This window comes from Neorhizobium petrolearium, from assembly GCF_017873175.1.
GTDB classification, from domain to species: Bacteria; Pseudomonadota; Alphaproteobacteria; order Rhizobiales; family Rhizobiaceae; genus Neorhizobium; species Neorhizobium petrolearium.
Genome location: NZ_JAGGJW010000009.1, coordinates 26,242 through 44,881 on the forward strand (window position 1 = coordinate 26,242; position 18,640 = coordinate 44,881).

19 protein-coding genes are annotated in these 18,640 nt (G+C 62.4%); 12 read left to right on the plus strand and 7 right to left on the minus strand.

The features are described from left to right. Window positions 1-28: 28 nt before the first annotated feature. Complete coding sequence (locus J2046_RS17680) at window positions 29-1,183, plus strand: hypothetical protein (protein ID WP_210054046.1); 1,155 nt, start codon at window positions 29-31, stop codon at window positions 1,181-1,183. An 80-nt stretch (window positions 1,184-1,263) separates the two neighbouring features. Here J2046_RS17680 and J2046_RS17685 read toward each other — a convergent pair whose 3' ends face one another. After that, window positions 1,264-1,521 carry a hypothetical protein gene (locus J2046_RS17685; protein WP_037148052.1) on the minus strand — a complete coding sequence of 86 codons (258 nt, stop codon included), beginning with the start codon at window positions 1,519-1,521 and terminating at the stop codon, window positions 1,264-1,266. Window positions 1,522-1,697: 176 nt separating this feature from the next. Here J2046_RS17685 and hemF point away from each other — a divergent pair, with 176 nt between their 5' ends. From hemF to J2046_RS17700, 3 genes are all read left to right on the plus strand, one after another. After that, the gene (gene hemF / locus J2046_RS17690; RefSeq protein WP_210054047.1) at window positions 1,698-2,612 is read left to right on the plus strand and encodes an oxygen-dependent coproporphyrinogen oxidase; all 915 of its coding nucleotides are present in this window, start codon (window positions 1,698-1,700) and stop codon (window positions 2,610-2,612) included. Between the two features lie 137 nt (window positions 2,613-2,749). Next, window positions 2,750-3,019 (plus strand): hypothetical protein, encoded by a 270-nt coding sequence (locus J2046_RS17695; protein WP_233469944.1) that lies wholly within the window; start codon window positions 2,750-2,752, stop codon window positions 3,017-3,019. 104 nt (window positions 3,020-3,123) lie between these two features. Then, window positions 3,124-3,315: a DUF1059 domain-containing protein gene (locus tag J2046_RS17700; protein WP_210054049.1), complete on the plus strand. Its 192-nt coding sequence runs from the start codon at window positions 3,124-3,126 to the stop codon at window positions 3,313-3,315. A 17-nt stretch (window positions 3,316-3,332) separates the two neighbouring features. Here the strand turns inward: J2046_RS17700 and J2046_RS17705 are convergent, their stop codons facing one another. Genes J2046_RS17705 through J2046_RS17715 form a run of 3 tightly spaced genes read right to left on the minus strand, consistent with a single transcriptional unit; the run spans window position 3,333 to window position 5,862 of the window. Then, window positions 3,333-4,598 carry a CCA tRNA nucleotidyltransferase gene (locus J2046_RS17705; protein WP_210054526.1) on the minus strand — a complete coding sequence of 422 codons (1,266 nt, stop codon included), beginning with the start codon at window positions 4,596-4,598 and terminating at the stop codon, window positions 3,333-3,335. An 8-nt stretch (window positions 4,599-4,606) separates the two neighbouring features. After that, entirely contained in the window at window positions 4,607-5,242 is a 636-nt protein-coding gene (locus tag J2046_RS17710) for a CoA pyrophosphatase (RefSeq protein WP_233469947.1), read from the minus strand. Next, a complete protein-coding gene (locus tag J2046_RS17715; protein WP_210054051.1) occupies window positions 5,239-5,862 on the minus strand; it encodes a DUF1285 domain-containing protein in 624 nt (207 codons plus the stop codon). Before J2046_RS17715 ends, J2046_RS17710 begins: the two co-directional genes overlap by 4 nt. A 200-nt stretch (window positions 5,863-6,062) precedes the next feature. Here J2046_RS17715 and J2046_RS17720 point away from each other — a divergent pair, with 200 nt between their 5' ends. Genes J2046_RS17720 through J2046_RS17745 form a run of 6 tightly spaced genes read left to right on the plus strand, consistent with a single transcriptional unit; the run spans window position 6,063 to window position 13,840 of the window. Then, window positions 6,063-7,076 carry an AAA family ATPase gene (locus J2046_RS17720; RefSeq protein ID WP_037148063.1) on the plus strand — a complete coding sequence of 338 codons (1,014 nt, stop codon included), beginning with the start codon at window positions 6,063-6,065 and terminating at the stop codon, window positions 7,074-7,076. 27 nt (window positions 7,077-7,103) lie between these two features. After that, the gene (locus tag J2046_RS17725; protein WP_210054053.1) at window positions 7,104-8,039 is read left to right on the plus strand and encodes a DUF58 domain-containing protein; all 936 of its coding nucleotides are present in this window, start codon (window positions 7,104-7,106) and stop codon (window positions 8,037-8,039) included. Continuing rightward, window positions 8,039-10,882 (plus strand): DUF4159 domain-containing protein, encoded by a 2,844-nt coding sequence (locus J2046_RS17730; RefSeq protein ID WP_210054529.1) that lies wholly within the window; start codon window positions 8,039-8,041, stop codon window positions 10,880-10,882. The genes J2046_RS17725 and J2046_RS17730 overlap by 1 nt, the downstream gene beginning before the upstream one ends. A 12-nt stretch (window positions 10,883-10,894) precedes the next feature. Continuing rightward, window positions 10,895-12,961, plus strand: coding sequence for a hypothetical protein (locus tag J2046_RS17735; RefSeq protein ID WP_210054055.1), 2,067 nt, complete (start codon window positions 10,895-10,897; stop codon window positions 12,959-12,961). 4 nt (window positions 12,962-12,965) lie between these two features. Then, window positions 12,966-13,382, plus strand: coding sequence for a GNAT family N-acetyltransferase (locus J2046_RS17740; protein WP_210054057.1), 417 nt, complete (start codon window positions 12,966-12,968; stop codon window positions 13,380-13,382). 38 nt (window positions 13,383-13,420) lie between these two features. Then, window positions 13,421-13,840 carry a GNAT family N-acetyltransferase gene (locus J2046_RS17745; RefSeq protein ID WP_210054059.1) on the plus strand — a complete coding sequence of 140 codons (420 nt, stop codon included), beginning with the start codon at window positions 13,421-13,423 and terminating at the stop codon, window positions 13,838-13,840. 17 nt (window positions 13,841-13,857) lie between these two features. Here J2046_RS17745 and J2046_RS17750 read toward each other — a convergent pair whose 3' ends face one another. After that, window positions 13,858-15,171 (minus strand): MFS transporter, encoded by a 1,314-nt coding sequence (locus tag J2046_RS17750; RefSeq protein WP_210054062.1) that lies wholly within the window; start codon window positions 15,169-15,171, stop codon window positions 13,858-13,860. A gap of 122 nt (window positions 15,172-15,293) precedes the next feature. Next, complete coding sequence (locus J2046_RS17755; protein WP_210054530.1) at window positions 15,294-15,794, minus strand: GNAT family N-acetyltransferase; 501 nt, start codon at window positions 15,792-15,794, stop codon at window positions 15,294-15,296. Window positions 15,795-16,076: 282 nt separating this feature from the next. Between J2046_RS17755 and J2046_RS17760 the strand changes: the two genes are divergently transcribed. Further along, the gene (locus tag J2046_RS17760) at window positions 16,077-17,066 is read left to right on the plus strand and encodes a glutathione S-transferase family protein (protein WP_210054064.1); all 990 of its coding nucleotides are present in this window, start codon (window positions 16,077-16,079) and stop codon (window positions 17,064-17,066) included. Between the two features lie 12 nt (window positions 17,067-17,078). Here the strand turns inward: J2046_RS17760 and J2046_RS17765 are convergent, their stop codons facing one another. Then, the gene (locus tag J2046_RS17765; RefSeq protein WP_210054066.1) at window positions 17,079-17,567 is read right to left on the minus strand and encodes an NUDIX domain-containing protein; all 489 of its coding nucleotides are present in this window, start codon (window positions 17,565-17,567) and stop codon (window positions 17,079-17,081) included. Window positions 17,568-17,633: 66 nt separating this feature from the next. On the opposite strand from J2046_RS17765, the gene J2046_RS17770 reads away from it, so the two are divergent. Continuing rightward, on the plus strand, window positions 17,634-18,587 hold the full coding sequence (locus J2046_RS17770; RefSeq protein WP_210054068.1) for a metallophosphoesterase family protein: 954 nt from the start codon (window positions 17,634-17,636) through the stop codon (window positions 18,585-18,587). Window positions 18,588-18,640 lie beyond the last annotated feature (53 nt).

Consider the following 18,640-nt stretch of genomic DNA (forward strand, 5'->3'; position numbering starts at 1 on the left):
GAGCGAACGGCAACCGGGCGAGGCCACCATGTTCCCTACCGCATTCACCCATAACCTGACGCAGTTTGCGCGAACGCTGAGCTTTCCCGAGCGTCTGGAGAAGACACCGTTTCGCAACCTGTCGCTGGAACCGCTGCGTCAGCGAAACACGACGCTCGACTCCCTCTTCTACGACGTCAAGACCGTGACGCCCGAGGAAGCTTTCTACATCAGCGACTCGCTTGCGGCCGAAGGGGCGATCCTGCTCGTCCCGCCGTCGGGCGGCGCGCCCCTGAAACTCTATGACACGCTCGACGAATTCATCCTCGACGGCGGGCTGGAAATCGACATCCTCGCCGTCGCGGGCGTCGGCAGTTCCGCCCTCGGTTCGGCTGCCTTTGCCCGCAATATTGCAGATGCCGCGGGCCGGTCTGCAGCCGTCGTCGTGTCAGGCTACGGTTTAGCCGACGTGGTGACGGAAGCGCTCGGCGGCCATTTCCTGTTTGGTTACTTGAACAACATCCGCCATTCATTTGAAATACTGGACGAATTCTCAGGAAGGCCTAAATTCGGGGCCGCGCCGTATCTCAGCGGTGAGCGACTGACCGGCAGTAGTCTCGACACGCAAACGGTCAGAGCCATGCTGGGCGATCCCCGTCTCTCCTTCCGCCTGCTGACCGGCCATTCGAAGGGCAACCTGGTGCTTTCCGAAGCGCTGTACGATCTTCAGAAAACCGATCGGCCGGCGGCGGAAAAGCTCGCGCGTCAGGCAAAGATCGTCACCTTCAGCGCCCGGATCGCCATGCCGCCACTGTTTTCCGACGTTATCGACGTGATGGGCGAATGGGACTGGTTCGGCGAGATCAATTCCCGTGCTTTCATCGCCAACGACGAAGTGATCCCGCAGGCCTGGCATCACACCAATACGGATCTGCCGAACCATCTGCCGGTCACGGCTGTCCTTCGAGAGATTTTGGCTCGAATGGCGGCGGCGGACAGGAAGAAAACCGTCGAACCCGCTCCGCCGGAACAAGCGGTGTCGATCGAAGAACGAGCCGGCGCGGTCCAGCCGTCCGCTGCCGAAGAAACGCCGGAAGAGCCCCCGCCGGCAACTCCGGCCATGAACTCAACAGCGCGGCGTCCGGTTTCAACGCTGCACCGGACATCACGGCAGAACCGGCGGACCCGTTCCAAGCCGAGCTGAGAAACTGGTTTAGTCAGATCTGTCAGGGAAATATCGCGAGCAACCGGCACACGCCGGTGACCGATTTCCAGGTGGTGATATCAATCCGCGCTCGGCAGACGCCGCATTGTGAATTCAATGCGGTCGCCATCGACCTGGCGCCAGCTTTCCACCTCGGTCCAATAGGCAGCTTTCGGAAATGCATCGAACCACTCACGTGCCTTTTGGCGCGCTTCCTCCCGCGACAGCAGGAAGGTTTCCCGCACGAACATCCCCGAACGCTCGCCGGCCTTCTCCTTCCGGTGTCGTTCGATCCTGCGTTTCAGCCCGTCGAGCGGCGGGGGTGTGAATTTCGCCATAAAAGCCTCTGATCCGCACCTATCCAGAGAGTTAGGATAGTGTTTAAGAACATGCTTTGCGAGTCTGATTTTCCATCCGCGATAAGCAATGGAATGGTTTGCGAAAGCCATAACTGCTAATGCCTGACGAAGGAAAAGCGCGAATCGCCAAGGGGATGGCGAAAGGAATCGACGACATGGAACGGCCGGTACTTCCCAAGGGGTTGCCTGAAGACATCGAGGAGAAGAAGGCGACAGCCAAAGCTTGGTTCGAGAGCCTGCGCGACACGATCTGCGCATCCTTTGAAACGCTGGAGGATGAACTAGCCGGCCCCCTTTCGGATCTGGAGCCCGGCCGCTTCACGAAAAAGGACTGGCTGCGCGAAGGCGGTGCTGGTGGCGGCGGCCGGATGTCGATGATGGAAGGCCGCGTCTTCGAAAAGGTCGGCGTCCATACATCCACCGTCCATGGCGAATTCTCGCCCGACTTCCGCACCCAGATCCCCGGCGCGGAAGAGGACCCGAGTTTCTGGGCTTCCGGCATCTCGCTGATCGCCCATCCGGTCAATCCCAATGTTCCTGCCGTGCATATGAATACCCGCATGGTGGTGACGTCCAGCCAGTGGTTCGGCGGCGGCGCGGACCTGACGCCGGTGCTCGACCGTCGCCGCACTCAGACGGACCCGGACAGCACTCTCTTCCATCGGGTGATGGAAATCACCTGCAGCCGCCATGCGGATGTCGCCGATTACGGCCGCTACAAGGCGTGGTGCGACGACTATTTCTTCCTGAAGCACCGCAACGAACCGCGCGGCATCGGCGGCATCTTCTTCGACTGGCTTCATTCGGAAGAGGAAAAAGGCGGTTGGAGCGCGGATTTCGCTTTCGTGCAGGATGTCGGCCGGGCCTTCAATCTCGTCTATCCAAGGATCGTGCGTTCCAATTTCAACCAACCCTGGACCGAAGAGGATCGCGACGAGCAGCTCATCCGACGCGGCCGCTATGTGGAATTCAACCTGCTTTATGACCGCGGCACGATCTTCGGATTGAAGACCGGCGGCAACGTGGAGTCCATCCTCTCTTCGCTGCCTCCGGTTGTAAGGTGGCCTTAGACGCCCCTGGTCGGGAAATCACAGGGGATCAACTTTCGGATATTCAAGCCGCCCCGACATCTCACAATTGATAAATGCGATATCCGAATTGGTTCGCAGGTGTTACCTTCTTTCCGGTTGCACGGAGGAGGATCGCCATGACCACGCCGAACAGCATGCCAATTCCAGATATGTCCATCGCCAAGGATATGTCCCGTCCCCTCGATACCCCTGAAATGATCGACCGGCTCGCCGTCGAGATGCGGGTGAAAAGCGGCAGTGAGCTTCCCCTTTCCTACTGTGTCGAGCAGGTGAAACGCCAGCTCTCGGGCAAGTCCCTCAAAGCTTCGGCCGCCAATGACGAGCCGGCACAGATGAAGTCGCCGGAACAGCCCTCCGTCTTTCACGCCTGGGCTCTCTCCGAATAGAAGGAGGGAACGGTCCGTCCCTTTGTGGAGTTATGGGGATCGAGGCGGGAGGAAAAGAGGAGCTCCTGCCGTCTCCAGGTCCAACGATAGCAGGAGGAAATACGATGCGACTGTTCGAATGCGGCACTCTTGTGCCCGGTTGCCAGTGGCATACCCGCGCCGATGAGGACGCCGAAGTGGTCCGCCGCGCTGTAGAGCATATGCGCATAGCCCATGGCGAGCAGATCATCCGCGAAAACATGGTCGAGAACATCAAGGCACGCATCCGCGATGAAGGCGGAGCTGCGGCGGCCTGACGGATGGCGAAGCTGACTTAAGGCGAATTGCGGATCATCTCACCGAGCCGGGCGGCAAGCGCTGCCCGGTCTGGCTTGAAGTTACGCTCGACCCAGAAATCTTCCAAGTTCTTCAGGAATTCCCCGACCCGTTTGCCCGGCTGCACCCCAGCCGAGACGATATCGGAACCACTCAAGGGAAAGTTCGGCTTTTCATATTTCTCCGCTCTTTCCAGAAGTGTCGAGAGCCGCGCCGATCTGCGCATTGCCGCCGGATCGCCGCTCTTTGCGCCTGCCCGCTCGATCGAGAGACCCAGCTTCAGCCGCATGATCACGCCTTCCGCGCCGTGGCGGTAAAGCAGCCGGTCGAACGCCACATCCGCTATCTCGTCCGGCGGCATGGGCGTGCTGGCCCAGTTCGTCAAGCGCGCCGCCTCCGCATTCGACATCCTAAGTCGCTTTGCCATGGCCTCCAGCCGCTCGGCATCGGGCGGAACGATCGCCGCAAGCCTGAGCATGGGGTCGAGGCCCCAACCGAGGGCCTGTTCAACCGATACGAGGCCGTGAATGTTGTCGATGCCCCACTTCTCCGTCTCGGGAAGAATTTCTGTGAGCACCCCGACCTGCCGCATCCACAGAAGCGCCCGGGAAGGATCGGCGGCCGAAAGCAGTTTCTTCGTCTCCGACCAGATGCGTTCGGCCGACAGCGTCGAGAGCTTGTCCTTGGCACGCGCGCAGGCACGCAAACCATCCGCATCCGGCCGGCCGGAACCATAATGGGCGAAAAATCGGAAGAAGCGCAGAATGCGAAGATAATCCTCGGCGATCCGCTGCCCCGCATCACCGATGAACCTTATCGTCCGCGTCTTGATGTCCGGCAGGCCACCGACGAGGTCGATCACCGTACCGTCCGCGGTCGCGTAAAGTGCATTGATCGTCAGGTCCCGGCGCTCGGCATCCTCCCGCCAGTCGGTGCCGAAGGCGACCTTGGCGCGCCGGCCATCGGTCTCCACGTCCCGGCGCAGCGTCGTCACCTCGAAGGCGTGGTGGTCGACCACCAGTGTCACCGTGCCGTGCTCGATGCCGGTCGGCACCGTTTTGATACCGGTTTTTTTTGCGCGCTCTACAACGTCTCCCGGCAGAAGCGTGGTCGCGATGTCGATATCGGCGACCGGCAGGCCCATCAACGCGTTACGCACTGCGCCGCCCGCAACGCGCGCCTCGCCGCCATCGATATTGAGCATAGCAAGAACGCGCAGCAGGGCCTGATCCTGGAACCAGGCCTCGCCCGCGACGGAGGTCATGCCCAAGGTCATGCATACAGCCTTTCATATAGCGTGCGCAGAATGCCGGCGGTAATACCCCAGATGTTCCGCTCCTCATAGGGCATGAGATAGAAATGCCGTTCTGTGCCGTTCCATTCGCGGCTGCCGCGCTGGTGGTTCGCCTCGTTCATCAGGAAGGAAAGCGGCACTTCGAAAACGTCGTCCACCTCGGCCGGATTGGGCTTCAGCTCGAAGCCGCGCCGCACCACCGAAAGCACCGGCGTGATACGAAAGCCGGTCGCCGCATAATAGGTAGGCAGCCTCGACAGCGGTTCGACGAAGGACCGGTCGAGGCCGATCTCCTCCTCCGCCTCGCGCAAAGCTGCCTGTTCCGGAGAAACGTCCTCCGGATCGATCGCTCCGCCGGGAAAGGCGATCTGGCCGGAATGTTTCCTGAGGTTCGATGTCCGCTGCGTGAGGATCACGTGAGCCTCATCGCCATCGTCGACGACCGGCACCAGCACGGCCGCATCCTTCAGCTTCAGCTCTGCCGCAAGATCGACCAGTGTTGGATTGAGCAGATGATCGCCATGGTCGCGCCAGGCATGGTCGATCGGACCACCGTTCTGGTTCAGCGCCCGGCGACGGAACTCACCGGCGGAATAAAGAGGGTATTCCTTCATCGTGATAACGCGTCCAATTCAGCCTCGGGCATGACAGGAAAAACCTTTTTCCCCGAGCGGACGGAAAACATCGGCACGCCGTCTACTACAATCGTCTCGCCAAGTTCCACGAGATCATACATCACCGGCCGCGAGACGAGTGCCTCCAGCCGGCCGCGCACGAGGAGGTACGGTTTGAGCTCCCGGTTCTCGCCGGCGATCGCAAAGCGCAGCGGATGCTCAGCCCCTGCCTCCACCACGTCACCGACATTTGTTCGAAACGTGAGGACCTGGTCTCCCTCACGCTGCGTGACCTGCATCTCGACGGCGAGGAAGGGGGCATCCACGACCCTGATGCCGACTTTTTCCACAGGTGTTACGAGGTAGGTTTTGCCGTCCTCATCCTTGCGTAGAACGGTCGAAAAGAGCCTGACGAGCGGGGCCCGCCCGATCGGTGTCCCCATGTAGAACCACGTGCCGTCCGCGCGGATTTCCATGTCTATCTCGCCGCAAAAGGGTGGATTCCATTTCTCCACCGGTGGCAGGCCGCGCTTTTCCGCACCGGCGTGCTCTGAAGCACGCGAAATCAGGGCTGCGAGCCCCGCAGCATCGGATGCCGAATTTATCGTCTGCGCCGCCATCTTTCAGTCCCGGTTCGACCGTAATCATTCAAGGAAGCAATCGTCCCTCACGAGATAGTCATTCGAAACGTGCTTGTCAGCCATATTTCGGGGAATAAGTTTGATCGGATGAGGTGCGTGCTGCGGCGCAGCGATTCGCCCCCGGGGAGATGAACCCCGGTCTTGAAAGGCCTGCCAGTCCTGATTTGATGGAGAGCGATATGGGCATGATGAATTCCACCGAAACCGTTCTCGATGAGAAAGCCGTCATCGCCGCTGCCGAAAATGCCCTCTCCGATATCGCCGCTATCCGTGCCGAAGTCGCAAAAGTGATTTTCGGCCAGGAAAAAGTGGTCGAAAACACGCTGCTCGCCGTGCTCTCCGGCGGCCATGCGCTGCTCGTCGGCGTGCCCGGCCTCGCCAAGACCAAGCTTGTCGCGACGCTCGGCGCGGTTCTCGGCCTCGGCTCCAACCGTATCCAGTTCACGCCGGACCTGATGCCTTCCGACATTCTTGGCTCGGAAGTCATGGATACCGACGATACCGGCCGCCGCTCCTTCCGCTTCGTCAAGGGCCCGGTCTTCGCCCAACTCCTGATGGCCGACGAGATCAACCGCGCCTCGCCGCGCACGCAGTCGGCGCTGCTGCAGTCCATGCAGGAATATCACATCACGGTCGCCGGCCAGCGCTACGACCTGCCGGCCCCCTTCCACGTGCTCGCGACCCAGAACCCGTTGGAGCAGGAAGGCACCTATCCCCTGCCGGAAGCCCAGCTTGACCGCTTCCTGCTGCAAGTCGATGTCCTCTATCCGGAACTCGCCGCCGAGCGGCAGATTCTGCTTGAAACCACCGGCCTTTCGGAAGCCAAGCCGCGCGGCATTATCGATGCGGCCCGCCTTCAGGAAATCCAGATGCTCGTCCGCCAGATGCCCGTAAGTGACAAGGTGGTCGACGCCATCCTCTCGCTGGTACGCTCCGCTCGCCCCGGTCACGGCAATGCGACGACGGACAAGAACGTAGCCTGGGGTCCTGGCCCGCGTGCCGGCCAATCGCTGATGCTGACGGCCCGCGCCCGCGCGCTCTACGAAGGCCGCCTGGCCCCCTCGCTCGACGATATCTACGCGCTTGCCGAACCCGTGCTCGAACACCGCATGGCGCTGACCTTTGCAGCGCGAGCCGAAGGAATGTCGGTGCGCGACGTCATCGCCGGCCTGGTAAAGCAGGCCCGTGGGTAACGTCCGGCGGCTCAGAAAGGACAATGCGTGGCATCCATCGGCCAGATCGTAGAGCAGACACCGAGTAGCGAAGTTCTCTCCCGCGCCCAGGCGCGTGCCGCACTGGTCCCGGACTGCATGGTGGAGGCAAAGCGCATAGCCAACACGGTGATCGCCGGCTGGCATGGCCGCCGCAAGCGCGGCATGGGCGAGAATTTCTGGCAGTTCCGGCCCTATGCTGAGGGCGAGAGCCTGTCGCGCATCGACTGGCGCCGTTCTGCTCGCGACGACCATACCTATGTCCGGGACCGCGAATGGGAGGCTGCCCATACCGTGTGGCTCTGGGCCGACATGTCGCCGTCGATGATGTATAGATCGACGTTCGCGCACGTCTCCAAGGAAAGCCGCGCATTGGTGCTGATGCTGGCGCTTGCCGAAATCCTCGCCCGCTCCGGCGAGCGTATTGGGTGTCCTGGCATCATGGAACCTGTTTCTGCACGAAATGCCGCCGAGCGGCTGGCCGCCGCCATCATGCACGCACCGCTGACAACCGGACTGCCGGAGACCAGCATGATCCGCGGCCAGAGCGATATCGTCCTGATCGGCGATTTCCTCGATGACGCCGACAAGGTCATGGAACGCATCGCTCCGCTTGGCCGCCGCGGCCTGCGCGGTCATGTCGTCGAGATCGCCGATCCCGCCGAGGAAACCTTCCCTTATGCCGGCCGCACGGAATTCACCGATCCGGAAACCGGTGAGAAACTCGTTTCCGGCCGCGCAGAGATGATCCGCGAGGATTATCAGCGCGCCTATCTTGCCCGTCGCGAGGCTCTGGGTGAAGCACTGCGCCGCCTTGGCTGGAGCTTCGTCTTCCACCGGACCGACCATCTCGCATCCGAGGCGCTGGCAGCCGTGCATGGCTATCTCTCCGGCATGCCGGCCCAGAAGCCAGGCGGGCTGCAATCGGGCGGAGGCATGCCATGATGAGCGCACTCGCCTTTGCAAACCCGGCCATTCTCTTCGGCCTGATCGCACTGCCGATTATCTGGTGGCTGCTGCGGCTGACCCCGCCCCGCCCGAAGACGGAGGTCTTTCCGCCGCTGAGGATCCTGGCGAGCGTGCTGAAACGCGAGGAGACGCCCTCAAAGAGCCCCTGGTGGCTGACGCTTCTCAGGATGCTGCTCGCGGCCGCGGTCATCCTGGCGATCGCCGACCCGGTCATGAATCCGCGTGCCAACTCGTTGAATGCCGGCGGGCCGCTGGTGCTCGTCATCGACAACGGCTGGGCGACCGCTGCCGATTGGGAGCGCCGCGTCGAGACCGCCGACCTCCTGATCGACGATGCGGAAAGCGCCGATGTACCCGTCTCGATCGCCTTTACCGCCGATGCGAGCCACGAACCTGTGCCCGGCACGGCTGCGGCTGCCCGTGACAAGCTCGCCGCCGCAAGCCCCAAACCGCTGGTGCCGGATCGCGCCCGCGCCGCTGAAGCCGTCAGCGAGGCCATGAACGGCACCCGCCCCGGTACGCTTGTCATCCTTTCCGACGGCATGGCAGCCGCAGGGGACAATGAAGCCCTGTCGGCACTTGCCGCCCTCTCTCCCACCGATATGCGCCTGATCGAGGGCGACGGCCACAGCGCCGTCGCGCTGACCGATGCAGTCAACAATGCCGGCGCCATGTCTGTCACGGCGACACGCCTTTCGACCTCGGCGCAGCAGCTGTTGACCGTCAACGCACTCGACACCCAGGGCCGCGCGCTTGCCTCCGGCGTGCTCGAATTTGCCGCCGGTGCGGCGACCGCCACCGCCGAGATTGCCTCCCCCTTTGAATTGCGCAACGATTTCGCGCGGCTGAACATCGAGGGCCTTGCGACGGCCGGCTCGGCACACCTACTCGATGACGGTTTCAAGCGCCGCCGGATTGCGCTGCTGGCTGGCGAAAGCGGCAGCGATTTCCAGCCGCTTCTTCAGCCGCTCTATTACATCAGCCGCGCGCTGCAGCCTTATGCGGACATCATTCAGCCGAACACCGCCGATCTGTCCGTCTCCATTCCACAAATCCTCGAGGGCAATCCCTCCGCCATCATCATGGCCGATATCGGCCGCTTGCCGGCCGAAACCTATGCGCCGCTGCAGCAATGGATTTCCCGTGGCGGCACGCTGATCCGTTTTGCCGGCCCGCGCCTCGCCGCCGCTCCTGCCGACGATCCGTTGGTACCGGTCATCCTTCGCCAAGGCGAACGAGCGCTTGGCGGAGCCATGTCGTGGTCCGAACCCCAGTCGCTTGCAGACTTCCCGAGCTTCGGCCCCTTTGCCGGCATGCCGCGTGCCGCCGATATTACCGTGACCCGCCAGGTTCTGGCCGAACCGACCCCGGCCCTTGCCGAACGCACCTGGGCAAGCCTCGCGGACGGCACGCCGCTGATTACGGAGAAGGAGGTCGAGGCCGGCCGCATCGTGCTCTTCCACACAAGCGCGGAGGCGACCTGGTCGAACCTGCCGCTCTCCGGTAATTTCGTCGAGATGCTGCGCCGCCTCGTCCAGCTTGCCCGTGCCGGAGGTGCGGCGTCTTCGGGAACCGGCACCGATGGCGCGGCCGTGACGCTGCCGCCCTACCGGCTGCTGACCGCCGACGGCATCTTGACGACGGAAACCGGCACGGCACGGCCGATCCCGATCGCAGCCGGCGAGACACCGGTCGCAAGCTTCGATCATCCACCGGGCCTCTATGGCACGGAGGACGGATTCACCGCCGTCAACCTTCTTGCGCCGAAAGCTGTGATCGCCCCCTTCGATGCGGCTGCCGCCGGCAGGCCGGTCGTCCGCGAGGGTCTGGCCGGCGGAGAGGCCGTGTCACTTCGGCCGGCACTCTTTGCCGCCGCCTTTGCACTGCTGGTACTGGATAGTCTCGTCGTGCTCTTCATGAACGGTGTCTTCTCCCGCATTCCGCGCGGCCCACGACCGAGCCGCGGGGCTGCCGCCGCTGCGATCGCCGCCCTTGCCTTCGGCCTTGTCGCCTTTGTGCCCGGCCAGCCCCTGGCGCAGGAAATGCCGCCCGGTTCTGGCGCCAAGCCTGGCGACGAACAGATCCTCGAACGGTTGGACACCACCCATCTCGCCTACGTCGTCACCGGCGAGGCGGATGTCGATCGTCTATCCGAACAGGGCATGGAGGGCTTAAGCCAGTTCCTCACCTACCGCACGACGCTGGAGCCCGGCGCACCGGTCGGCCTCGACATCTCCAAGGACGAACTTTCCTTCTATCCGATCATCTACTGGCCGATTTCCGCCAATGCGCCGATGCCGTCTCAAGCCACGATCTCCCGCATCGACGCCTATATGCGCAATGGCGGCACGGTGCTTTTCGATACACGCGACCAGTATTCCGCGCTCGATGGCGGAGGCACGACGCCCAACGGCGAGCGACTTCAGGCAATCCTTGCCAATATCGATATCCCGCCGCTGGAGCCGACGCCGAGCGACCACGTGCTGACCCGTTCCTTCTACCTGCTCACCAATTTCCCCGGCCGCTATACCGGCAGCCCGCTCTGGGTCGAGGCACGGCAGGAGGCCAGGAATACCGGCGCGCAGCTTTCCTCCAGCGGTGATGGCGTGACGCCCCTCCTCATCACCGGCAATGATTTCGCCGGTGCCTGGGCGATCGACACACAAGGGGCACCCGTCATGCCGACCGTACCGCCGGACGAGATGCAGCGCGAATACGCTTACCGCGCCGGCGTCAACATCATGATGTATATGCTGACCGGCAACTACAAAGCCGACCAGGTGCATGTGCCGGCGCTCCTCGAACGACTCGGCCAATAAGGAGAGGTGACGATGACCATCGAATTCGCCCCCTTCTTCCCCTGGCCGATCCTTGCCGGTCTCGGCGTGCTCGCCGTCGTCCTCGCTGCGCTTGCCTTCTGGCGCGGCGTGCGCGGGGCGACGCTGCGCACGCTGGCGCTCGCCGCCCTGCTTCTGGCGCTTGCCAATCCGACGCTGATGCAGGAAGACCGCGAGCAGCTCTCGACCGTCGTGCCGATCATCGTCGACCGCTCCCAAAGCCAGGATACCGCTGGGCGGAAAGAACAGACGGATGAAGCGCTTGCGAGCCTGCAGGACCGCTTCTCCCGTTACCCGCGCATCGAAACCCGTGTCGTCGAAGTTGCCGATGACGGCGATTCCGACACACCGTCGACAAAGCTCTTCACCGCTCTGCGCTCCGCGATTTCCGATGTCCCCCCGGCTCGCATCGGCGGCACGGTTTTCCTCACCGATGGCCAGATCCACGATCTTCCCGGCATCAATCAGGATCTCGGCTTCAACGCCCCTGTCCACGGCCTGATCACCGGCCAGCCGGACGAGTTCGACCGCCGCGTCGAAGTGGTACGGGCGCCGCGTTTCGGCATTGTCGGCGAGGAACAGGAACTCACGCTCCGCGTCTTCGATGACGGCCGCTCCAATGGCGGCACCGCGCAGGTGACGGTGCGGATGAACGGCCAGCAGATCGCCACGCTGCAGGCAACACCTGGTGCGGAAACGCCCTTCCCCTTCACTGTCCCGCGCGGCGGCAACAACGTCATGGAATTCTCGGTCGCCGAGCTTCCCGGTGAAGTGACTACCGCCAACAACCGCGCCGTCCACGTCATCGACGGCATCCGCCAGAATCTTCGCGTCCTGCTTGTCTCGGGCGAACCGCATGCGGGCGAGCGCGCCTGGCGCAACCTCCTGAAATCCGACGCTTCGGTTGACCTCGTCCACTTCACCATCCTGCGTCCACCGGAAAAGCAGGACGGTACGCCGATCAACGAACTGTCGCTGATCGCCTTCCCGACCCGCGAGCTCTTCGTCGAAAAGATCAAGGATTTCGATCTGATCATCTTCGACCGTTACAAGCATCGGGGCGTGTTGCCGATCCTCTATTACGATTACATCGCGCAGTATGTGCAGAACGGCGGTGCACTGCTGATTGCCGCCGGCCCCGAGCATGCCGGCGAGGATTCGATCGCCTCGACGCCACTCGAACAGGTCCTGCCCGCCGCCCCGACCGGCGAGGTCCACAATGCCGGTTTCTATCCGCATTTGTCGGAAGCGGGACAGAAGCATCCGGTCACCCGAGGGCTCGACGGTTCGAACCAAACCCCGCCCTCCTGGGGCCGCTGGTTCCGTACTATCGACGTCGATACGCCGCAGGGTCAGACAGTGATGGAAGGCGACGGCAACCGTCCGCTTCTCGTCCTGAACCGCCAGGGCGAAGGCCGTGTCGCCATGCTGCTCTCCGACCAGGGCTGGCTGTGGGCGCGCGGTTTCGAAGGGGGCGGTCCGCACGTCTCGCTCTACCGCCGCATCGCCCACTGGCTGATGAAGGAGCCAGAGCTGGAGGAAGAGGCGCTGACAGCCCGTGCCGTCGGTCGCACATTGGAAGCGACGCGCCAGACGATTGGTGACGACCCGGGACCTGCGACGATCAGATATCCGTCAGGCCGAACCGAATCCGTGCCGATGACGGCCGCCGGTCCCGGTGAATATCGGCTGGAGCGTCGCATGGAGGAAACCGGCCTTTTCGAGGTGACCAATGGCCAGTTTTCGACCCTTGTCCATGTCGGTGCGGTCGACGCCCCGGAATTCAAGGCGATGATCTCGACCGAGGAGACTCTGAAACCCTATGCCGACAAGACCCATGGCCTCGTTACCCGTGTCGCGTCGGGAGACAGTGTTTCGTTGCCGGACATCCTGCCCGTCCGCGGCGAGGTGCGCGTCAATGACCCCGACCGCCTGGTGATCCGTCTGACGGACGAGACGGTGCTGCGCGGCATCAACACGCTGCCGCTATTTGCCGGGTTCGCCGGCCTTGCCGGCCTGCTCCTTGCGGTTTCGGCCATGTGGTGGCGCGAGGGTCGGTAGACGGATGTCTCAGCTCGAAGTGACCGCCTCGCCTCGCGCCGAGGATTTGGCTGCGATCGGCGAAGGACTTGCTGCCTTCAACGATGCTGACGTCGGCCCGTCCGAGCGCAAGCCGCTCGCTGTTCTGATCCGCGATATCGAGGGCAAGGTGATCGGCGGCCTTTCCGGCTATACCGCCTGGGGCTGGCTCTTCACCCAGTGGCTCTTCATTCCCGACGCGCTGCGCGGCGGAGGAATGGCCGGCAAGCTCCTGACGGAGGCCGAACGGGAGGCCCGCGCCCGCGGCTGTCACGGCGCCTGGATCGACACGTTCAGCCCGGTCGCCCGCAAGGCCTATATGCGCCAGGGTTACGAGATTTTCGGTGAGTTGCCCGATTTTCCCAAGGGTCGCACGCGCATCTTCCTAAAGAAAGAGCTTTAAGTTATCGATTCGCGCCTAGGACGAGCAGGCGTAGCCCCATGGATATCGAACTGAAACTTATCGAAGGTGTCACGCCGGAGGACGAGGAGATCATCCTCGACCGGCTCAGGGAGTATAACGTCGCGACCTTCGGGCGAAGCGACCGCCGAGAGCTTGCCGTGCCGCTTTATGATCCGGACGGCAAACTCGTCGGAGGGTTGACGGGCTATACCGGTCGCGGCTGGCTCTACATTTCGATGCTCTATATCCCCGAGGAGTTGCGCGGCCGAGGCCTTGCCGGCCGGATGCTGGAAATGGCGGAAGCCGAAGCCCACGCCCGTGGCTGCGTCGGTGCCTATATCGACACCATGAACCCGCAGGCGCTCAAGTTATATCGGAAGCAGGGCTACAGCGAGATCGGCAGTCTGAAGGGCCTCACGGGAGGCCATTCGGTGACTTGGCTGGAAAAGCGGTTCTGATCGGATCCGGAAACGCTTCAGGCCAGGGAAGCTTGACGCGTTTCCGTATCGATCAGCTGGGCTGCCACGGCGGCGATCACCAGGAGGCCGGCGAATATGCCGATCGTCAGACCAAGCCCCTGGGCGACGACATAACCCACCAGCGAAGGAGCAAGCAGGCCGCCGAGTCGCGCCATGGCGCCCGCCGCTCCCATACCGGTCGCTCGCGAGGTCGTCGGATAGAGTTCCGGCGTATAGGCGTAGAGCGCACCCCAGGTGCCGAGCAGCGCGAAACTCATCAGCAGCAGGGCGATCCCGATCAGGAGGGCGAAAGGTGCCATGACGAAAAGCAGGCAGCCGAGCGCTGAAAGCAGGCAGAAACCGATCAGCGTCGGCTTGCGCCCCCATTTTTCGACACCGTGGGCGGCGAGTGCGTATCCCGGCAGTTGCGCCAACGCGACCAGCACGAGGAATCCGTAGCCGCGCACAAAGCCGAACCCTTCGCTGGCGAGCCTGGCCGGCATCCAGGTGAAGACGCCGTAATAGGAAACCGAAACGAGGAACCAGATCGCCAGGATCATGATGCTGCGCTGGCGCAGTTCCGGGGAAAAGATACTGGTCGCCGCGACAGGAGGCGGCTGAACGAGACTGGTGCCAGAAGCAAGCTGCGGATGACCATTGACGACGAGCATTCGATCGACGATCGCTCTGGCTTCGTCGCTGCGGCCGGAACGCACCAGGTAGAGCGGAGATTCCGGTACGAGGAAACGAAGGCCGACACCGGCGAGCGCAGGAATGGCCGTCACCGCGAAGATATAGCGCCAGGCATCCGCAACACCGGCAAGGCTGGCCGCCCATGCGGCGAGTGCTACGATCAGCGTTCCGATCGCCCAGAAGCCTTCCAGCAGAACCAGCCAGCGGCCGCGGTTCCTGGCGGGCAGGAACTCCGCCATCATTGCGTAATCGACCGGCAGCGTGCCGCCGACTGCCGCCCCGGTCAGGAAGCGAAGCACGAGCAGGATGGTGAAATCGGGCGCGAAGACGGAAAGCGTGCCGAACAAAGCGTCGCAGGCTACGGTGGCGATCAGCACCCGGCGACGGCCGATCCGGTCGGCAAGCCTGCCGAAGCCCATGGCGCCAAGCAGCATGCCAAGGAAGAAGACCGTACCGGTCTGCAGCGCCTGCGGCACGGTGAGACCAAAGGTCGCTGCGATCGACGCCGCGGTGAAGCCGACCGCCAGGACCTGCATCGCATCCGCAGTCCAAACAAGGCCAAAGATTGCCATCAGTCGTCGCTGGTAGGTCCCCGCGCCCGCACGGTCGAGTGCCTCATCCATCGTGATAGCCGTCATGCATTTGCCCCCTAGCCCTGCATGTCCCGAAACACGCGGCGGTTTCAGGACACGGAATGCGTTCTGCCGAATCTCGCCGTCTGTCACAGCCGACGCACCGGTAGAGGCTTAATGGAATTGTCCTATGGACGCCAGCCGATCGTTCCCCTGAGACGCGCATGCACATCTGCTGAAATGGGAACGACCAGAACGCGGCCCGGATCGACAGGTCCCGGGAATTCGAGCGCGTTGTACGCGACCTTTTCGAAGCCGAGCGGGCCATAATAGGGAGGGTCGCCGACCAGGATCACCGCTTCCGAACCCTTGCGCTTGGCCGCTTCGATGGCAATCCGCACCAGTTCCCGCCCGATGCCGCGGTTCTTGTGCGATGGACGAACCGCGAGCGGTCCAAGGAGATGGCCCCTCACGCCGCCCGCGAGGACCGGCGTCATCCGCACCGACGCGATCGTCTCGCCGTCGTCGGTGCAGACGAACGAAAGTGAACGGTCATGCGGCCCCTGCTCGCGGATACGTGCGGCGGCGCGGGCATGCCGCCCCGGGCCGAAGGCCTCGGCATTGATCAGCTCAATGACGTCATCGTGGGATGCGTCCTCGGTGAGATAGACAAGTTCGTGTTTATGCAGAAGTTCGTGCTGGGACATGGATGGACCGAAGCCGTAGAAAAAGGAGCGGACAGGACAGACAATCTCGATGACGCCCTTCAAAGGCGCCTTGTCAAAAGATCAACGTCGTCGCAGTGCTCGTGCTTCAGCCATTGGGAAAAACAGTCTCCAAATTTGCGGAAACGCACGTATCAGGAAATTTTCCGCTCGTCCAATGCAAAAACGCAGCGTTCATAAATTCATGCCTCGCAATCTTCCGCCGTCTGCGTATCTATTGCCACAAAGGAACCGAAGGAGACCGCCATGGGCATGCTCGTCGATGGAAAATGGCAGGACGTCTGGTACGATACGAAAGAAAGCAAGGGCCATTTCAAACGCGCCGCGTCGCAGTTCCGCAACTGGGTAACGGCCGATGGTTCCGCCGGCCCCTCCGGCCGGAGCGGCTTCAAGGCGGAAGCCGGGCGCTACCACCTCTATGTCTCCTATGCCTGTCCGTGGGCGCACCGCACGCTGATTTTCCGCAAGCTGAAAGAACTGGAGGACCTGATCTCCGTTTCTGTCGTCGATTACCTGATGCTGGAGAACGGCTGGGAGTTCAAGAAACACGAAGGCGCCACGGGCGACGATCTCTTCGGCTCGGATTATCTCTATCAGGTCTATCTGAAAGCCGATCCGAACTATTCTGGTCGTGTCACCGTGCCGGTCCTGTGGGACAAGCAGCAGCAGACGATCGTCTCGAACGAGAGCTCGGAAATCATCCGCATGTTCAACAGCGCCTTTGACGCCCTCACTGGCTCAATGGCGGACTTCTATCCGAAAGATCTGCGCGACGAGATCGACAAGTTGAACGCCCTTGTCTACGACACGGTCAATAACGGCGTCTACAAGGCCGGCTTCGCCACCGCGCAGGACGCCTATGAACAGGCCGTCAATCGCCTGTTCGAAACGCTCGATACACTGGAAAAGCGGCTTGCCGGCAGCCGTTACCTCTTCGGCGACCGCCTGACCGAAGCCGACTGGCGGCTCTTCACCACCCTGCTGCGCTTCGATCCCGTCTATGTCGGCCACTTCAAGTGCAACATCCGCCGCATCGCCGATTACCCCAACCTCTCCGGCTACCTGCGCGACCTCTACCAGCATCCGGGCGTGGCCGAGACCTGCAACCTCTTCCATATCAAGCATCACTATTACGGCAGCCATCGGACCATCAACCCGACCGGCATCGTACCCGTAGGCCCGACGATCGATCTCGATACGCCGCATGGACGGGAGAAATTGAAGAAAGCGGCGTGAATAACCTGCCCCTCACCAATAATCCGATTTCTCAGCCTCTCCGCTTAACTCCTTGATACGCCTTCGCGTTGCCACCGTCGCATCCTTTGGCAGCGCATCCAGTGCGAAAAAGCCGCTTTCGGCGATCTCGATGTCGGGCATACGCGGTTCGGTCTGCTTCACCGTCACCTGATAAAACAGGACATGGTCGCGCCGGCCGGTGTTGCGATTGTAGTAGACGTGGAAAAGCTCGGGCTCTCCGCAGATTTCAAGATTGCCTTCTTCGCGCAATTCCTTGCGAAGTGCCGCGAGCGCGGTCTCATGCCGTTCCATGCCGCCGCCCGGCATATACCATCCCGCGACATAGGTGTGGCGGACAAGGAAGATACGGCCTTCCGCATCGAAGCAGGCGGCGCGCACGCCGAGCGTCATGCCGCGCTTCAGGATAAAGAACCGATGCGCCAGCCAGACCATCGCTCTGCTCCGAAAACCGCGGATCTCCGGAATGCCCTCTTCACTCATTCATAACTCCGAGAGCAGCCGGAGAAATCGATAACGATTCCCCCGACGATGCGTTATGTGTGCGCCATGTTCAAATTCGCGCATATTTCCGATATCCATTTGGGACCGCTTCCAAGACTTTCGCTCCGCGAGCTTTTCTCGAAGCGTATTACAGGTTTTGTGAACTGGCATCGCAACCGGCGCAAGCACCTTTTCGTCAACACCCTCGACCTGCTTTTAAGCGATTTGAAGACGCATGAAGCGGATCATCTGGTCGTAACCGGCGACCTTGTCAATCTTGCAACCAGTATCGAAATCAGGCTTGCCGGTGAATGGCTGGAGACGATCGGCGACCCGATCGAGACCACTGTCGTACCTGGCAATCACGACGCCTATGTGCCGGGCGCGCACGACAAGTCGGTCAAGGCCTGGTATCCCTTCATCAGGAGCGATGACGGGCCCGCGGAATGGCCGGAAGACGACCACGTCTTCCCCACCTTCCGCCGGCGCGGGCCGGTCGCGATCATCGGCTGCTCCACCTCGAACGCCACGCCCCCCTTTTCCGCTTCGGGATACTACAGTCCCCGGCAGGCGCGCGAGACGGTAGACCTCCTTAAGAAAGCCGGCGAGGAAGGCCTGTTCCGCGTCGTGCTGATCCACCACCCACCGATCCATCGCGCCACGTCCTCGCACAAGCGCATGATCGGTATCCGGCGCTTCGCTGCCGCCATCTCCACCGGCGGGGCCGAACTGGTCCTGCACGGCCACACACATCTCAACACGCTCTACTGGCTGACGAGCCATCACGGCCAGGTACCGGTCGTCGGTATAGCCTCCGCCTCGCAAGGCCCGGGAGGCCACAAGCCGCGCGCGGCCTACAACCTCTTCACGCTGTCGGGAGAACCAGGCGCCTGGAATCTTCTGTGCGAGCGTCACAGCCTGACGGAGAACGGCGATGGCGTCGCACTCGACAACAGCCGGCTTCTCTACGGCGAACTCCCGGCTACGGCATCGATTCCCGAAGCGGCCAGAATGTTGTAGAATCAATGTTATGATTGTTGCGGAATCGCCACAATCGGGTCATAGCTAGTAGC

Coding starts and splice junctions, on each gene's coding strand:
- J2046_RS17680 (WP_210054046.1), top strand. CDS start 29: ATGTTCCCTACCGCATTCACCCATAACCTGACGCAGTTTGCGCGAACG.
- J2046_RS17685 (WP_037148052.1), bottom strand. CDS start 1,521: ATGGCGAAATTCACACCCCCGCCGCTCGACGGGCTGAAACGCAGGATC.
- hemF (WP_210054047.1), top strand. CDS start 1,698: ATGGAACGGCCGGTACTTCCCAAGGGGTTGCCTGAAGACATCGAGGAG.
- J2046_RS17695 (WP_233469944.1), top strand. CDS start 2,750: ATGACCACGCCGAACAGCATGCCAATTCCAGATATGTCCATCGCCAAG.
- J2046_RS17700 (WP_210054049.1), top strand. CDS start 3,124: ATGCGACTGTTCGAATGCGGCACTCTTGTGCCCGGTTGCCAGTGGCAT.
- J2046_RS17705 (WP_210054526.1), bottom strand. CDS start 4,598: ATGACCTCCGTCGCGGGCGAGGCCTGGTTCCAGGATCAGGCCCTGCTG.
- J2046_RS17710 (WP_233469947.1), bottom strand. CDS start 5,242: ATGAAGGAATACCCTCTTTATTCCGCCGGTGAGTTCCGTCGCCGGGCG.
- J2046_RS17715 (WP_210054051.1), bottom strand. CDS start 5,862: ATGGCGGCGCAGACGATAAATTCGGCATCCGATGCTGCGGGGCTCGCA.
- J2046_RS17720 (WP_037148063.1), top strand. CDS start 6,063: ATGGGCATGATGAATTCCACCGAAACCGTTCTCGATGAGAAAGCCGTC.
- J2046_RS17730 (WP_210054529.1), top strand. CDS start 8,039: ATGAGCGCACTCGCCTTTGCAAACCCGGCCATTCTCTTCGGCCTGATC.
- J2046_RS17735 (WP_210054055.1), top strand. CDS start 10,895: ATGACCATCGAATTCGCCCCCTTCTTCCCCTGGCCGATCCTTGCCGGT.
- J2046_RS17740 (WP_210054057.1), top strand. CDS start 12,966: ATGTCTCAGCTCGAAGTGACCGCCTCGCCTCGCGCCGAGGATTTGGCT.
- J2046_RS17745 (WP_210054059.1), top strand. CDS start 13,421: ATGGATATCGAACTGAAACTTATCGAAGGTGTCACGCCGGAGGACGAG.
- J2046_RS17750 (WP_210054062.1), bottom strand. CDS start 15,171: ATGACGGCTATCACGATGGATGAGGCACTCGACCGTGCGGGCGCGGGG.
- J2046_RS17760 (WP_210054064.1), top strand. CDS start 16,077: ATGGGCATGCTCGTCGATGGAAAATGGCAGGACGTCTGGTACGATACG.
- J2046_RS17765 (WP_210054066.1), bottom strand. CDS start 17,567: ATGAGTGAAGAGGGCATTCCGGAGATCCGCGGTTTTCGGAGCAGAGCG.
- J2046_RS17770 (WP_210054068.1), top strand. CDS start 17,634: ATGTTCAAATTCGCGCATATTTCCGATATCCATTTGGGACCGCTTCCA.